The organism is Kitasatospora sp. NPDC005856 (assembly GCF_040629945.1).
Classification (GTDB): Bacteria; Actinomycetota; Actinomycetes; order Streptomycetales; family Streptomycetaceae; genus Kitasatospora.
This window is the reverse complement of sequence record NZ_JBEXWT010000039.1, coordinates 50,660-65,429: the sequence shown is the minus strand read 5'-3', so window position 1 is coordinate 65,429 and position 14,770 is coordinate 50,660. Positions and strand designations below refer to the sequence as shown.

Below are 14,770 nucleotides of genomic sequence, written 5' to 3'. Positions count from 1 at the left end.
TCCTGCCGGAGGGCGGGCCGGGAGGTTCCCGGCCCGCCCCCGGTGCGCCGGGCGGTGGCCCGCGCCGGTTCAGCCGGGGACGTTGGCCTTGACCGCGCCGCTCAGGGCGGCCGCCGGGTCGAAGGGGTTCTGCGCGGCGCCGGCCGGGACGGTCACCTCGACGTAGGCGGCGCGCATGGTCGTCACGAAGCGGTAGCCGCCGTCGGCGAGCTTCTGCGACCACCAGGTGACGCCGTCGACGCTCGGGGACCAGTCCGCGGCGTGGTCGCCGTCCAGCTCCTCCGGCCGGTCGATGCCGCAGCGCAGCACCGTCCGGGGGGAGTCGCCCCAGGCGGCCACGTACGGGGAGGCGGGCGACGGGTCCCTGCGGGCGTGCCCGAGCAGCTCGGCCGGCAGCGCGGCGGCCAGCGAGCGGCAGTACTCGGCCGCCCTGCCGCTCGGCCGCGGGACCTCGACCTTCGGGTCGGCCGGACCCCAGCCGCCGACCAGCACCACGACCGTGCAGGCCAGGGCGACGGGCAGGGCCAGCCAGCGGACCGGGGCCGGCAGGGCGGTCAGCGCCTCGGGGACGCGCAGTTCTCTGGCCACCCGCCGATGGTAGCCGGGGCCCGGGGTCCGGGACCCGCCGGTGCGCCGGGCCGCCCGCGCACCGGCGTACCGCGGACCCGGCCTACAGGTGCACCACCGGGCAGGTGAGGGTGCGGGTGATGCCGTCGACCTTCTGGACCTTGGCCACCACCATCCGGCCCAGCTCGTCCACCGTCGCGGCCTCGGCCTTGACGATCACGTCGTAGGGACCGGTGACGTCCTCGGCGGTGAGCACGCCGGGGATCTCGGAGATGGTCCGGGCCACGGCGGTGGCCTTCCCAACGTCGGTCTGGATCAGGATGTATGCCTGTACCACGGGGACCTCCCGGCGGGCCGGTTAGGGGGATCGCCGCCGTGATCGCCCGGTCAGGCGCGTGGGTGGGTGGGCTCACCGGCAGTCTGATCACCACGCTACCTCGCAGCGGGCCGGGGAGGGGAGACCCCGACGCCCCCGAAGGGCGTACGCTGCGCGCGGGGGAGCGCGACGGGGGCCGAAACGGATGGAAACGCGAGAGGACGGCAGATGCAGGGGACCGTGGGCGAGCTCGGCGAGTTCGGCCTCATCAGGGAGCTGACCGCCCGGGTACCGCTCACCGATGCGGTCGACCTCGGCCCGGGTGACGACGCCGCGGTGGTGCGGGCTCCGGACGGCCGGGTGGTGGCGACCACGGACGTGCTGATCGAGAACCGGCACTTCCGCCGGGACTGGTCCACCGCCTACGACGTGGGCCGCAAGGCCGCCGCCCAGAACCTCGCCGACGTGGCCGCGATGGGGGCGGTGCCGACCGCCATCCTGCTCGGTCTGGTGGCCCCCGCGGACCTGCCGACCACCTGGGCCACCGAGTTGATGGACGGGCTGCGCGACGAGTGCCAGGTCGCCGGGGCGACGGTGGTCGGCGGCGACGTGGTGCGCGGCGACACCGTCACGCTGGCCATCACGGCGCTCGGTGACCTCCAGGGGCGTGCGGCGGTGACACGCGCCGGCGCGCAGGTCGGCGACGTGGTCGCGGTGACCGGCTGGCTCGGCTGGTCGGCCGCCGGCCTGACCGTGCTCCAGCGCGGCTTCCGCTCCCCGCGCGCCTTCGTCGAGGCGCACCGCCGGCCCGAACCGCCGTACCACGCGGGCCCGGCGGCGTCCGAGCTGGGCGCGACCTCGATGATCGACGTGAGCGACGGGCTGGTCGCCGACCTCGGCCACGTGGCCCGGGCCAGCGAGGTGGACATCGACCTGAAGGCCGCGGACTTCGACGTCCCGGCGCAGATGGCCGACATCGGTCAGGCGGTCGGGGTCGACCCGCTGGTCTGGGTGCTCTCCGGGGGCGAGGACCACGCGATCGTGGCCACCTTCCCGCGCGGAGTCCAACTCCCGGCCCGCTGGCGGGTGGTGGGCGAGGTGACCGGCCGCCCGACGGGCAGCCGCAGCGGCCGGGTCACGGTGGACGGCGCCCCCTGGGACCGGGTCGGCGGCTGGGACCACTTCGCCGAGTAGCGGCGGCGCGCGCCGATCCCCGTACGGTGAGCGGCGCGTGACGCTCCGGAGCGCGGGGGACGGGCTTCGCGGGTGCGTTTTGCGTAGGCTTGCGAACCCCAGCCCGCCCGCCCGGCGCGGGTGGCCCGACCCACGGCGAGCGGGAGCACACCAGACATGCGCATCGGTGTACTGACCAGCGGCGGCGACTGCCCCGGCCTCAACGCGGTGATCCGCTCGGTGGTGCACCGGGGCACCGACGTCCACGGGCACGAGATCGTCGGCATCCTGGACGGCTTCCTCGGGCTGATCGAGGGCCGCACCAGGACGGTCTCGCACGACGACGTCACCGGCCTGCTCACCCTCGGCGGCACCGTCCTCGGCTCGGCCCGGGTGCGGCGGGACCGGATCGCCTGGGCGGTGGAGAACGCCAAGACGCTGGCCCGGGAGATCGGCATCGACGCGCTGATCGCGATCGGCGGCGAGGGGACGCTGACCGCCGCCAAGCTGTTCAGCGACGCCGGACTGCCCGTGGTCGGCGTGCCGAAGACCATCGACAACGACATCGACGCCACCGACGTGACCTTCGGCTTCGACACCGCCGTGCACGTCGCGACCGAGGCTATCGACCGGCTGAAGACCACCGCCGAGTCCCACCAGCGCGTCATGGTGGTCGAGTTGATGGGCCGGCACACCGGCTGGATCACCCTCACCGCGGGCATGGCGGGCGGTGCGCACGGCATCCTGATCCCGGAGAAGCCCTTCGACATCGAGGCGGTGGCCCGGATAATCGAGGACCGCTTCGCGCGCGGCAAGAAGTTCGCCATCATCGCCGTCGCCGAGGGCGCCACCCCGCTGCCCGGCACCATGCGCTTCGACCACGGCGAGGTCGACCAGTACGGCCACCGGACCTTCGGCGGGATCGGCAACCGGCTCGCCCACGAGCTGGAGAACCTGCTCGGCAAGGAGGCCCGCCCGGTCATCCTCGGCCACGTCCAGCGCGGCGGCACCCCGACCGCCCGGGACCGGGTACTCGCCACCCGGTTCGGCTGGCACGCGGTGGAGGCCGTCCAGCAGGGGGCGTTCGGGTACTTCACCGCGCTGCGCCGGACCGCCATCGAGCTGCTGCCGATCGGCGACGCGGTGACCAGGCTGAAGACGGTGCCGAAGGACCGCTGGGTGGAGTCCGAGGCCGTGCTCTGAGGCCGCGCCGGTAGGTTGGGGGCATGTCCTCCACCGCACCTCCCCGCGTGCTCACCGTCGCCGGCTCCGACTCCGGCGGCGGCGCCGGCATCCAGGCCGACCTCAAGGCGATGCTCGCCCTCGGCGTCCACGGCATGAGCGTGATCACCGCCGTCACCGCGCAGAACTCGCTCGGCGTCCAGGGCTACTGGGAACTGCCCGCCGAGGCCGTCCGGGCGCAGTTCCGCAGCGTGGTGGACGACATCGGGGTGCAGGCCGTGAAGACCGGCATGCTCGCCTCGGTCGAACTGGTCGAGACCGTCGCCGAGCTGCTGGCCGGGGTGGACGCCCCGGTGGTGGTCGACCCGGTCGGGGTCTCCAAGCACGGGGACGCGCTGCTGGTCGCCGAGGCCGTCGCCACCGTCCGCGAGAAGCTGTTGCCGGTCGCCACCCTGGCCACCCCCAACCTGCACGAGGTGACCCAGCTCACCGGGCTGACCGTCGAGGACGAGTCGCAGATGCTGGACGCCGCCAAGGCGCTGGTCGACCTCGGGCCGCGCTGGGCGCTGGTCAAGGGCGGCCACCTGGAGGGCGAGGCCGCCGACCTGCTGTACGGCGGGCCCGAGGAGGTGCACTGGTTCCGGGCACCCCGCTACGACAACCGGCACACCCACGGCACCGGCTGCACCCTGGCCAGCGCGATCGCGGCCGGCCTGGCCAAGGGCGAACCGCTGCCGCGGGCCGTGGCCTCGGCCAAGGAGTACGTCACCGGCGCGATCGCCGGGGGCTTCGCCCTGGGCGCCGGCATCGGCCCGGTCGACCACGCCTGGCGCTGGCGCTGAGGCTCCCCCCCCCGCGAAAGCTCCCCGGAACGCGAAAGCTCCCCGGAAAACGACGGTGGGCGGACTCCTCAGAGGAGTCCGCCCACCACCGGTGAGTCCGGAAAACGGCGGAGCCGGCCACGGAAACAGCGAAGCCGGCTCATCCGAGGATGAACCGGCTCACTGGAGGACCGGCTTGCCGGTCTGCGCGTCAGCGCGAGACCTTACCGGCCTTGATGCACGAGGTGCAGACGTTGAGCCGCTTCGGCGTCCGCCCAATCACAGCGCGCACCGTCTGGATGTTGGGGTTCCAACGACGGGGGGTACGGCGGTGAGAGTGGGAGATGCTGTTGCCGAAGCCCGGCCCCTTGCCGCAGACGTCGCAGTTGGCAGCCACAGGAGTCACTCCAAGACTTCAGATCAGTTACTTTCGAAAACCCCACTCGACCACCAGAACACTCACGTGAACCAGACCGGACAAGGGGGTGAGCCTGGACGGTTCCAGGCAACCGGAAGAGCATACAACGCTTGCTTCCGTCCCACGAAACTACCATGACCGGCCGAGTGATCGCTCCGGTCGCCGGTCCGGACGGCCCCGTCCGGCCCCCGATAACCTGCCGGTATCACCCCTCGCCGCCGGCCCGAACGTGCCGCCGTCCCCCGGGCCACCCGCGGCGTCCCATCCGGAGGAGACCTGGTGCTGCACACGCTCGACGCCCCGGCCGTGCGCACCTGGTGCCAGCTCGCCCTGCGGGCGCTCGGCCAGGCCCGCGAGGAGATCGACGCGCTCAACGTCTATCCCGTCCCGGACGGCGACACCGGCACCAACCTCTACCTGACCGTCGAGTCCGCCGCCGCCGAGGTGGAGAGCCGCTTCGCGGACCCCGCCGCCGAGCCGGCCCCCGGGCTGGCCGACGCGGTCCGGGCGATGGCCCGCGGCGCGCTGGTCGGCGCCCGCGGGAACTCCGGGGTGATCCTCGCCCAGTGGCTGCGCGGGACCGCCGAGACGCTGGCCGAGGGCGGCGGCGCCGAACAGCTGCGGGCCGCCCTGCTGCGGGCCGCCGACTCCGCCTACCAGGCCGTCGCGGAGCCCGTCGAGGGCACCCTGCTGACCGTCGCCCGGGTCGCCGCCCGGGAGGCCGTGGGGGCCGGGGACGGGCTCGCACAGGTCGCCGACACCGCCTACCGGGCGGCCCGGGACGCGCTGCGGCACACCCCCGAGCAGCTCGCCGTGCTGGCCGAGAACGGGGTGGTGGACGCCGGCGGGCGCGGCCTGGTGGCCGTCCTCGGCGCCCTCGCCGACGCCGTCGCCGGGCAGCAGCCGATGGGGCCGGTCGCGCTGCGCGGGGACGTCCGGGCCGTCGAGAGCTGCGAGACCCACCTCAGGCCGCCCGGCCCCGGCCATCCCGCCTTCGAGGTCATCTACCTGCTGGACGCCCCCGACGAGGCGCTGCCCGCGCTGCGCGGGCGGCTCGGCGAGCTCGGCGACTCGCTGGTGATCGGCGGCGGCGACGGCCTGTGGAACGTGCACGTCCACGTGGACGACGCGGGCGCCGCCGTGGAGGCCGGCGTCGGGGCCGGGCGCCCGCACCAGATCCGGATCACCCACTTCGCCGAGGCCGCCGCCCGCTCCGGGGCCGCCGCCGAACCCGGCGAGCGCGAGGAGCGGGCCCGGGCGGTGCTCTCGGTGGTCTCCGGCGGGGGCCTGGCCGAGCTCTGCGAACAGGCCGGCGCCGTCGTCCTGCACGCCGACCCGGACCGCCCGCCGGCCAGCGCCGAACTCGCCGACGCGGTGCGCCGCTCGGCCGCCCGCGAGGTCGTCCTGCTGCTGAACGACCCCGAGCTGCGCGCCGCCGCCGGGGCCGCCGCCGACCAGCTGCGCGAGGAGGGGGTGCGGATCGCCGTCCTGCCCACCCGCTCGCCGGTGCAGGGACTGGCGGCGCTCGCGGTGCACGAGGGCGGCCGCCGCTTCGACGAGGACGTGGTCGCCATGACCTCCGCCGCCGGGGCCACCCGGTACGCGGAACTGGCCGTCGCCGAGGGGGAGTCCTGGACGATGGCCGGGGTCTGCCAGGCCGGGGACGTGCTCGGGCTGATCGACGGCGACGTCGCGGTGATCGGCGCCGGGCTGGCCGAGGTCGGCGAGAGCGTGCTGGACCGGATGCTCGGGGCGGGCGGCGAACTCGTCACCCTGATCCTCGGCGAGGGCACCGAGGAGGCGCTCGCCGAGCGGCTGGTCGCCCACGTGCGGCACCGGCGGCCCGAGGTGGACGCGGTGGTCTTCCACGGCGGGCAGGAACCGGCGCCGCTGCTCATCGGGGTGGAATAGGGCCGCCCCGGAGGCGGGCGGGCGGGCAGCAGCTGCGGTTCTGTCTGTCCCTTGGTGTAAACAGGGGCCTGATGGGCGCTCTCGATGAACCACTGACCAAGCTCGTCGGCGACCGTACCGCGAAGGTGCTCGCCGACAGCCTCAAGCTGCGCACGGTCGGGGACCTGCTGCACCACTATCCGCGCCGCTACGTCGAGCGCGGCCAGCTCACCAGCCTGGACGAGCTGGAGGTCGACGAGCACGTCACCGTGCTGGCCCGGATCGAGAAGGTCACCCTGATCCCGTTCCGCGGCCGCAAGGGCGACCGGCTGGAGGTCGTCGTCACCGACGGCCGCAGCCGGGTCTCGCTGGTGTTCTTCAACCAGGGCTGGCGGCAGAAGGAGCTCAAGGCCGGCGCCCAGGGCCTGTTCGCGGGCAAGGTCGGGGTCTTCAACCGGAGCCGCCAGCTGGTCTCGCCGGACTACCAGCTGCTCGACGAGGACGCCGGGTCGGACGCCGCGCGGCAGTTCGCCGGCCGGCTCATCCCGGTGTACGGCGCCAGCGCGCAGATGCCCAGCTGGAAGCTGTCCATCTGCATCGAGACGGCGCTCACCAAGCACCTCGGCGACGTCGGCGAACCGCTGCCCGCCGAACTGCGCGAGCGGCACGACCTGATCCCGCTGCCCGAGGCGCTGGAGCTGATCCACCGCCCGCGCAGCCACGCCGACCGCGAGCGGGCCCAGAGCCGGCTGCGCTGGGACGAGGCCTTCGTGCTCCAGGTCGCCCTCGCACAGCGCCGGGCCGCCGACTCCGCCCTGCCCGCCAAACCGCGCAGGGCCCGCGAGGGCGGTCTGCTGGACGCCTTCGACGCGAGGCTGCCGTTCACCCTCACCGAGGGCCAGCAGAAGGTCTCCGCCGAGATCGCCGCCGACCTCGCCACCGAGCACCCGATGCACCGGCTGCTCCAGGGCGAGGTCGGCTCCGGGAAGACCCTGGTCGCGCTGCGCGCCATGCTCGCCGTGGTGGACGCGGGCGGCCAGGCCGTCCTGCTGGCGCCCACCGAGGTGCTCGCCCAGCAGCACCACCGCTCGATCGTCGAGATGATGGGGGACCTGGCCGAGGGCGGCATGCTCGGCGGCTCCGACCTCGGCACCCGGGTGGTGCTGCTGACCGGCTCGATGGGCGTTCCCGCCCGCCGCCAGGCGCTGCTCGACATGGCCTGCGGGGACGCCGGGATCGCCATCGGCACCCACGCCCTGATCGAGGACAAGGTGCAGTTCCAGGACCTCGGCCTGGTCGTGGTGGACGAGCAGCACCGCTTCGGCGTCGAGCAGCGGGACGCGCTGCGCGCCAAGGGCGAGCAGCCGCCGCACCTGCTGGTGATGACGGCCACCCCGATCCCGCGCACCGTCGCGATGACGGTCTTCGGGGACCTGGAGACCTCCGTCCTGGACCAGCTGCCGGCCGGCCGTTCGCCGATCTCCACCCACGTCGTCCCGGCGCTGGAGAAGCCCAACTTCCTCACCCGGGCCTGGGAGCGGGTCCGCGAGGAGGTCTCCAAGGGCCACCAGGCGTACGTGGTCTGCCCCCGGATCGGGGACGAGGAGCCCGCGGCCGCCCCCGGGAAGAAGCGCCGCAGGGCCGCCGAGGAGGACTTCGAGGAGGTCGCCGACGAGGGCGCGGCGAGCGACGAACGGCGGCCCCCGCTCTCGGTGGTGGAGACGGCCGAGAAGCTGACGAAGGGCCCGCTGGGCGGTCTGCGGGTGGAGATCCTGCACGGCCGGCTCGCGCCGGAGGCCAAGGACGAGGTGATGCGCCGGTTCTCGGCCGGCGAGGTGGACGTGCTGGTGGCCACCACGGTGATCGAGGTCGGCGTCAACGTCCCCAACTCCACCGCGATGGTCATCATGGACGCCGACCGCTTCGGCGTCTCCCAGCTCCACCAGCTGCGCGGCCGGGTCGGCCGGGGCAGCGCGGCGGGCCTGTGCCTGCTGGTCAGCGAGATGCCCGGGGGCAGCGCCGCGCGGGCCCGGCTGGACGCGGTGGCGGGCACCCTGGACGGCTTCGAGCTGTCCCGGATCGACCTCGAACAGCGCCGCGAGGGCGACGTGCTGGGCCAGGCCCAGTCCGGGGTGAAGTCCTCGCTCAAGGTGCTCTCGGTGCTGGAGGACGAGGAGGTCATCCTCACCGCCCGCACCGAGGCCACCCGGCTGGTCGCCGAGGACCCGGACCTGGCCGCCCACCCGGAGCTGCGCACCGCGCTGGAGAGCCTGCTCGACGAGGACCGCGCGGCCTACATGGAGAAGGGCTGAGCACCCTTCGAGGGCCGGATTGTCAGACCCCCGGGAGAGAATGAAGGTGTTCAGGGCGCACCTCCAAGGTGCGTACCTGGCACGACACTTGGGGGTCAAGCCATGGCATTCCGTCATCTCAACGAGCTCCCGCTGGGCGACAAGGTCTTCCGGATCGAACTCGCCAGCGACGACGACCGCGAAGTCACCCTCACCCTGACCGGCTGGCGCGAGGGGGCGGCCGCCGCACCGCTCGCCTCGGGCAAGCTCCGCCTGCCGGTCGAGGACGTCGCCTCGCTGCGGATCGCGCTCAACCGCGCGCTGCGGGCGCTGGCGATCGTCGCCGACGTCTCCGAGCCCATCCCCGACCGCGACGTGCTGCGCGAGCTGTACCCCGGCCACGGCGCCCCCTGGGTGCCGCAGCACGAGGAGGAACTGGTCCGGCGCTTCCACGACGGCGAGACCATCGCCCGGATCGCCGCCCGGTTCGGCCGCACGCCCGACTCCGTCCGGACCAAGCTGCGCGAGCTCGGGCACGACCCGCGCCGCCCCGAGTTCTGCCCGCCCGACGGCTGCCTGTCCTGGTCCCGCTACGCCTCGCCGGCCCTGCTCGGCTCGGGCACCCCGGCCCAGTCGGCGGGCTCCGAGGCGAGCTGACCACCGCGGCCCGGCGGCGAACCCGCCGGGCCGCGCCGTGCTCGCCGTGGTGGAGGCGGGCGGCTCGCCCGCCCGCCTCCGGGGCGCTCCCGGCCCGGTGCCGACGGCCGTCGCCCCGGTGCTCCCGCCCCGCTCGTCGCTCCCCACCTCCCGGCACCGGCGCGCCCCTGCGGTTCGGGGCGGGATAGCGTGGTCGGGCAGCGACGAAAGGACCTTCCACCACCATGACCCGCGTGATCGCCGGGGCGGCCGGTGGCCGCCGACTGGCCGTACCGCCCGGCCGGGGCACCCGCCCGACCTCCGACAAGGCCCGTGAGGCGATGTTCTCCACCCTGGAGGCGCTGCGCGGCACCCTGCACGGGGCCCGGATGCTGGACCTGTTCGGCGGATCGGGCGCGGTCGGGCTGGAGGCGCTGTCGCGCGGCGCCGAGCACGTCCTGCTGGTCGAGGCGGACGGCCAGGCGGCCCGGGTGATCCGGGAGAACGTCCGGACGATCGGCCTGCCGGGCGCCGAGGTGCGGGCCGCCAGGGCGGAGAAGGTGATCGCCGGCCCGCCCCCGCAGAGCCCGTACGACCTGGTCTTCCTCGACCCGCCGTACGTGGTGACGGACGAGGAGGTCCGCGAGATGCTGATCACACTCCTGGCCGGGGGCTGGCTCGCGGCGGGCACGCTCGTCACCGTGGAGCGCAGCACCCGCGGTGGCGGATTCGTCTGGCCCGGGGGTTTCGAGGAGCTGCGCTCCCGCCGCTACGGCGAGGGCACGCTCTGGTACGGTCGCGCCGCCGCGGCCGACGAGCAGGAGTAGCGGGCCGCGGCCCGCAGCAGCCGTCACCCCACGAGGGAGCACACACGCCATGCGCCGAGCCGTCTGTCCCGGTTCGTTCGACCCGATCACCAACGGCCACCTCGACATCATCGAGCGGGCCTCGAAGCTGTACGACGTGGTGCATGTCGCGGTCCTGGTCAACCGGAACAAGCAGGGCATGTTCACCGTCGAGGAGCGGATCGGCCTGATCGAGGAGGTCACCGCCGGTTTCGGGAACGTGCAGGTCGAGTCGCACCACGGCCTGCTGGTGGACTACTGCCGGGAGCGCGGCATCCCCGCGATCATCAAGGGCCTGCGCGCGGTCAGCGACTTCGACTACGAGCTCCAGATGGCGCAGATGAACCACGGTCTGACCGGGGTGGAGACGCTGTTCGTGCCGACCTCGCCGACGTACAGCTTCCTCTCCTCGACGCTGGTCAAGGAGGTGGCCTCCTACGGCGGCGACGTCTCGCACCTGCTGCCGGAGACGGTGCACCGCCGGCTGGTGGAGCGGATCGCGGAGCGCAAGGCCGAGCAGTAGGCCGCCGACTGTCCGCTTCTGCCGGTTCGTCACGTCATGTCCGTTTCCCCGTGCACCGGTTCGGCTGAGGCGTTGTGACCCCGCAGGGCAGTGGCCGTACAGTCTGTATTCCTGCCCTGCGGTGAGGTCCACCGCGCCGGGCCTGCCTCCGCCGGACCGTCGGCGGCACACGGAAAGACGAAGCCCCGTGGACGTGCAGAACAAGGTCGACGAGATCGTGGCGGCGGTCGAGAACGCCCGCTCGATGCCGATGTCGGCCTCCTGCGTGGTGAACCGGGCCGAGCTGATCGGCCTGCTCAACAACCTCAGGTCGGCCCTGCCCGCCGAACTCGCCCAGGCCCAGTCGGTGATGGCCGATCACGAGCAGGTGGTGGCCGGGGCCCAGGCCGAGGCCGAGCGGATCATCCAGGGCGCGCACGCCGAGCGCGGCTCGCTGATCTCGGACACCGAGGTGGTCCGCCGGGCCCAGGCCGAGGCCGACCGGATCCTCGCCGAGGCGCGCACCGAGGTCGACGCCAAGCGGGCCGAGGCCGACGACTACGTGGACAGCAAGCTCGCCAACTTCGAGGTCGTGCTGACCAAGACGCTCGGCGCGGTCGGCCGCGGCCGCACCAAGCTGCGCGGCGACTCCGGCGTCTTCGAGGCCGAGCCCGAGGGCGAGAGCGACGGAGAGGAGTTCCGCCCCCAGCGGATCAGCCCGAGCCCCGAGGTGGACGAGTACGTCGATGTGAAGCTCGCCACCCTGGAGAACGTGCTCGGCGCCACCCTGGAGGCGGTCGGCAAGGGCCGGGACAAGCTGCTCGGCAAGCGCCCGATCGACGAGCTGGGCGCCTACCTGGCCGCCGCCGACCAGGCCCAGCAGGCCAAGGAGCGGGCCGAGGCGGTGGCGGCGGGCTTCGCCCACGACGCCGAGGGCGAGGACATCGCCTGGTACCGCGAGGACGTCCCGCAGCAGCAGACCTGGCCGGAGCAGACCCCGGCCGCGGCCGGCTGGCAGGCCCCGGGCACCGACCAGTACGCGGCCGCCCAGCAGCCGGGAGGGCAGTACGTCGAGGTGTACGGCGGCGGCTACGACCCGGCCGGCCAGGGCGACCCCTACAACGCCCAGTGGGGCGGACAGCAGGACGGCTACCAGCAGCAGGGCGGTTACGGCTATCCCCAGCAGCAGTCGGGCTACGCCGCGCAGTCGTACGACGGCTACGCCTACCCCCCGCAGCCGGCCGCCCCGCCGGCCGTGCCGCACCAGCAGCAGGGCCACGGGCAGGGCCAGGGCCACGGGCAGGGCCAGGGCCAGGGCCTGGACGAGACCAGCTTCTTCGACACCAGCATGATCGACATGACCAGGCTGCGGGAGCTCGGCGGCCGCTGAGCCGGCCCCGGCACAGCCGTGCGGGAGTCTCCTGACGGGACCGAAGTTGGGCCTGGCGGGAGACTCCGGTAGTCTGACCACTCCGGCATCCCCATGTCCGGCCGTCGGCTTGCCCTCGCAGCGCCGACTCGTATGGGGAATCTCAGATCGTTTCCTATGGAAGTCAGGACACCGTGAACCGCCTCGACCACCGCGACCCCCTCGTGTTCGACACGCACGAGCTCGGTCGTCGCCCGGGTTCGATGCGCAAGGTGAGCCGGACCCTGGAGGCCCCCGAGGGCTTCGGGATCATCGACGTGATCGGCGTGCCGGAGAAGAGCCCGATCGAGCTGGAGCTCCGCCTGGAGTCCGTGGTCGAGGGCGTGCTGGTCACCGGCACCGCCGAGACCCACGTCGTGGGCGAGTGCGTCCGGTGCCTGGAGCCCGTCGAGTTCGACGTCGACGTGGACTTCCAGGAGCTGTACTACTACCCGGAGTCCGACGAGCGCCACCGCGCCCGGACCGCCGGGGCCGAGGACCTCGACGAGGACTCGGAAGAAGAGACTTACCGTCTGGAGGGCGATTTCTTCGACCTCCAGCCGGTGCTGCGTGACGCGGTGGTGCTCGCACTGCCGCTGCAGCCGGTGTGCCAGGAAGACTGCCTGGGCCTGTGCTCCGAATGCGGAGCGCGCCTGAGCGACGACCCGGCGCACCACCACGATGCCGTCGACCCCCGGTGGGCGGCTCTGCAGGGACTCTCCGCCGCCCCCGGCGACGAGGGTGACGGATCTAAGAACAGCGACACCCGTGAGGGTCTCGCCGAGAACCAGGAGAAGTAGCCGTGGCTGTTCCGAAGCGGAAGATGTCGCGCAGCAACACGCGCCACCGTCGGTCCAACTGGAAGGCCGTCGTTCCGGCCCTCGTGGCGTGCGACCGCTGCCACGAGCCGAAGCTGGGCCACATCGCGTGCCCGAGCTGCGGCACGTACAACCGTCGCCAGGTCCTCTCGGTCTGATCGGCGGGGTGCACGGATCGATGTCGGACGGTAACTCCACCCGCAAGGCGTCCGCCGCCCCGAAGGGTTCTTCGGGCGGGGGCAAGGCCGGCGGGCCGGCTTCGACCGAATACGACGTCCTGGAAGGGCGCCTCGGGTACACACTCGAGCGCGCCCTTCTGGTGCGTGCCCTGACCCACCGCTCGTACGCGTACGAGAACGGTGGGCTGCCCACCAACGAGCGCCTGGAGTTCCTCGGCGACTCGGTGCTGGGCCTCGTGGTGACCGACACCCTCTACCGCGTCCACCCGGACGTCCCGGAGGGCACGCTCGCCAAACTGCGCGCCGCGGTGGTCAACTCCCGCGCGCTCGCGGACGTCGGCCGTGGCCTGGAGCTCGGCACGTTCATCCGCCTCGGCAAGGGCGAGGAGGGCACCGGCGGTCGCGACAAGTCGTCGATCCTCGCCGACACCGTCGAGGCCGTGATCGGCGCCGTCTACCTGGACCAGGGACTGGACGCGGCCACCGAGTTCGTCCACCGGCTGTTCGACCCGCTGATCGAGGAGTCCTCTCAGCTGGGCGCGGGCCTGGACTGGAAGACCAGCCTCCAGGAGCTCACCGCCTCGGTGGGCATCGGAGTGCCCGAGTACGTGGTGATGGAGTCCGGTCCGGACCACGAGAAGACCTTCACCGCGGCGGCCCGGGTGGCCGGCGAGGACTTCGGCAGCGGCGTCGGCCGCTCGAAGAAGGAAGCCGAGCAGAAGGCCGCCGAGAGCGCCTGGCGCGCGATCAAGGAGAAGTACGCCGACCGGCTGCCCGCCGGGGCGTGACCTCCCAGTAGCCTTCACTCCTGCTGATCCGTACCGAGCAGGAGGCGTGTTCCCGTGCCCGAACTTCCCGAGGTCGAGGTCGTCCGCCGTGGTCTGGCCAACTGGGTCGCCGGGCGGACGGTCGCCGACGTCCAGGTGCTGCACCCGCGCGCGGTGCGCCGCCAGCCGGCCGGCGCGGCCGACTTCGCCGCCCGGCTGACCGGCACCACCCTCGGCACCGCGCAGCGGCGCGGCAAGTACCTGTGGGTGCCGCTGGCCGGCACCGGGGCGGGATTCTCGCTGATCGGCCACCTCGGGATGAGCGGCCAGCTGCTCGTCCAGGACCCGTCCGTACCCGACGAGACGCACCTGCGGGTGCGGCTGCGCTTCGCCGACGGCGGGCGCGAACTGCGCTTCGTCGACCAGCGGACGTTCGGCGGCCTGGCGGTCGAGGAGGCCGAGGACGGGGACCCGGAGGGCACCCCGGTCTCGATCGCGCACATCGCCCGCGACCCGCTCGACCCGCGCTTCGACGACGCCGCCTTCGCGGCCGCGCTGCGCGCCAAGCGGACCACCGTCAAGCGCGCCCTGCTCGACCAGACCCTGATCAGCGGCGTCGGCAACATCTACGCCGACGAGGCGCTGTGGCGCTCCAAGCTGCACTACGACCGCCCGACCGCGACGCTCACCCGCCCGCAGGCCCTGCTGCTGCTGGCCAACGCCCGGGACGTGATGACCGCGGCGCTCGCCGTCGGCGGCACCAGCTTCGACAGCCTCTACGTCAACGTGAACGGCGAGAGCGGCTACTTCTCCCGGGACCTCGACGCCTACGGCCGCGAGCAGGAGCCCTGCCGCCGCTGCGGCACCCCGATCCGGCGGGCGGCCTGGATGAACCGCTCCAGCTACTTCTGCCCCCGCTGCCAGCGCGTGCCGCGCACCCGCAGCGGGGGCTGAGGC

Annotated in this window: 16 protein-coding genes; 13 read left to right on the top strand and 3 right to left on the bottom strand. The window is 73.5% G+C overall.

The genetic code is table 11. The features are described 5' to 3' along the window. Positions 1–69 precede the first annotated feature (69 nt). Positions 70–588, bottom strand: a complete 519-nt coding sequence (locus ABZ449_RS23350) for a DUF3515 family protein (protein WP_360349010.1) — start codon at positions 586–588, stop codon at positions 70–72. A gap of 82 nt (positions 589–670) precedes the next feature. Further along, a complete protein-coding gene (locus tag ABZ449_RS23345; RefSeq protein ID WP_360349007.1) occupies positions 671–904 on the bottom strand; it encodes an Lrp/AsnC ligand binding domain-containing protein in 234 nt (77 codons plus the stop codon). A 207-nt stretch (positions 905–1,111) separates the two neighbouring features. Between ABZ449_RS23345 and ABZ449_RS23340 the strand changes: the two genes are divergently transcribed. The 3 genes from ABZ449_RS23340 to thiD all read left to right on the top strand — a co-directional run bounded on the left by ABZ449_RS23340 (position 1,112) and on the right by thiD (position 4,080). Continuing rightward, entirely contained in the window at positions 1,112–2,077 is a 966-nt protein-coding gene (locus ABZ449_RS23340) for a thiamine-phosphate kinase (protein WP_360349005.1), read from the top strand. Positions 2,078–2,233: 156 nt separating this feature from the next. After that, positions 2,234–3,259: an ATP-dependent 6-phosphofructokinase gene (locus tag ABZ449_RS23335; protein WP_360349002.1), complete on the top strand. Its 1,026-nt coding sequence runs from the start codon at positions 2,234–2,236 to the stop codon at positions 3,257–3,259. A 23-nt stretch (positions 3,260–3,282) separates the two neighbouring features. After that, positions 3,283–4,080: a bifunctional hydroxymethylpyrimidine kinase/phosphomethylpyrimidine kinase gene (gene thiD, locus ABZ449_RS23330; protein WP_360349000.1), complete on the top strand. Its 798-nt coding sequence runs from the start codon at positions 3,283–3,285 to the stop codon at positions 4,078–4,080. 190 nt (positions 4,081–4,270) lie between these two features. On the opposite strand, the gene rpmB is transcribed toward thiD, so the two are convergent. Beyond that, a complete protein-coding gene (gene rpmB / locus ABZ449_RS23325; protein ID WP_014138233.1) occupies positions 4,271–4,456 on the bottom strand; it encodes a 50S ribosomal protein L28 in 186 nt (61 codons plus the stop codon). A gap of 300 nt (positions 4,457–4,756) precedes the next feature. On the opposite strand from rpmB, the gene ABZ449_RS23320 reads away from it, so the two are divergent. The 10 genes from ABZ449_RS23320 to mutM all read left to right on the top strand — a co-directional run bounded on the left by ABZ449_RS23320 (position 4,757) and on the right by mutM (position 14,767). Continuing rightward, positions 4,757–6,388, top strand: coding sequence for a DAK2 domain-containing protein (locus ABZ449_RS23320; protein ID WP_360348997.1), 1,632 nt, complete (start codon positions 4,757–4,759; stop codon positions 6,386–6,388). 71 nt (positions 6,389–6,459) lie between these two features. Continuing rightward, positions 6,460–8,679, top strand: a complete 2,220-nt coding sequence (gene recG / locus ABZ449_RS23315) for an ATP-dependent DNA helicase RecG (protein WP_360348994.1) — start codon at positions 6,460–6,462, stop codon at positions 8,677–8,679. 102 nt (positions 8,680–8,781) lie between these two features. Beyond that, positions 8,782–9,315 carry a hypothetical protein gene (locus tag ABZ449_RS23310; protein ID WP_360348991.1) on the top strand — a complete coding sequence of 178 codons (534 nt, stop codon included), beginning with the start codon at positions 8,782–8,784 and terminating at the stop codon, positions 9,313–9,315. 224 nt (positions 9,316–9,539) lie between these two features. Next, positions 9,540–10,121: a 16S rRNA (guanine(966)-N(2))-methyltransferase RsmD gene (gene rsmD, locus ABZ449_RS23305; protein WP_360348988.1), complete on the top strand. Its 582-nt coding sequence runs from the start codon at positions 9,540–9,542 to the stop codon at positions 10,119–10,121. Positions 10,122–10,170: 49 nt separating this feature from the next. Continuing rightward, positions 10,171–10,662 carry a pantetheine-phosphate adenylyltransferase gene (gene coaD / locus ABZ449_RS23300; protein WP_360348985.1) on the top strand — a complete coding sequence of 164 codons (492 nt, stop codon included), beginning with the start codon at positions 10,171–10,173 and terminating at the stop codon, positions 10,660–10,662. A 187-nt stretch (positions 10,663–10,849) separates the two neighbouring features. Continuing rightward, a complete protein-coding gene (locus tag ABZ449_RS23295) occupies positions 10,850–12,031 on the top strand; it encodes a cell division initiation protein (RefSeq protein WP_360348982.1) in 1,182 nt (393 codons plus the stop codon). A gap of 173 nt (positions 12,032–12,204) precedes the next feature. Next, positions 12,205–12,849, top strand: a complete 645-nt coding sequence (locus ABZ449_RS23290; RefSeq protein ID WP_360348979.1) for a DUF177 domain-containing protein — start codon at positions 12,205–12,207, stop codon at positions 12,847–12,849. A 2-nt stretch (positions 12,850–12,851) separates the two neighbouring features. Beyond that, positions 12,852–13,025: a 50S ribosomal protein L32 gene (gene rpmF / locus ABZ449_RS23285; RefSeq protein ID WP_030056747.1), complete on the top strand. Its 174-nt coding sequence runs from the start codon at positions 12,852–12,854 to the stop codon at positions 13,023–13,025. 20 nt (positions 13,026–13,045) lie between these two features. Next, positions 13,046–13,834 carry a ribonuclease III gene (rnc, locus tag ABZ449_RS23280; RefSeq protein WP_360348976.1) on the top strand — a complete coding sequence of 263 codons (789 nt, stop codon included), beginning with the start codon at positions 13,046–13,048 and terminating at the stop codon, positions 13,832–13,834. Positions 13,835–13,888: 54 nt separating this feature from the next. Further along, on the top strand, positions 13,889–14,767 hold the full coding sequence (gene mutM / locus ABZ449_RS23275; protein ID WP_360348973.1) for a bifunctional DNA-formamidopyrimidine glycosylase/DNA-(apurinic or apyrimidinic site) lyase: 879 nt from the start codon (positions 13,889–13,891) through the stop codon (positions 14,765–14,767). Positions 14,768–14,770: the final 3 nt, after the last annotated feature.

Coding starts and splice junctions, on each gene's coding strand:
- ABZ449_RS23340 (WP_360349005.1), top strand. CDS start 1,112: ATGCAGGGGACCGTGGGCGAGCTCGGCGAGTTCGGCCTCATCAGGGAG.
- ABZ449_RS23335 (WP_360349002.1), top strand. CDS start 2,234: ATGCGCATCGGTGTACTGACCAGCGGCGGCGACTGCCCCGGCCTCAAC.
- thiD (WP_360349000.1), top strand. CDS start 3,283: ATGTCCTCCACCGCACCTCCCCGCGTGCTCACCGTCGCCGGCTCCGAC.
- recG (WP_360348994.1), top strand. CDS start 6,460: ATGGGCGCTCTCGATGAACCACTGACCAAGCTCGTCGGCGACCGTACC.
- ABZ449_RS23310 (WP_360348991.1), top strand. CDS start 8,782: ATGGCATTCCGTCATCTCAACGAGCTCCCGCTGGGCGACAAGGTCTTC.
- rsmD (WP_360348988.1), top strand. CDS start 9,540: ATGACCCGCGTGATCGCCGGGGCGGCCGGTGGCCGCCGACTGGCCGTA.
- coaD (WP_360348985.1), top strand. CDS start 10,171: ATGCGCCGAGCCGTCTGTCCCGGTTCGTTCGACCCGATCACCAACGGC.
- rnc (WP_360348976.1), top strand. CDS start 13,046: ATGTCGGACGGTAACTCCACCCGCAAGGCGTCCGCCGCCCCGAAGGGT.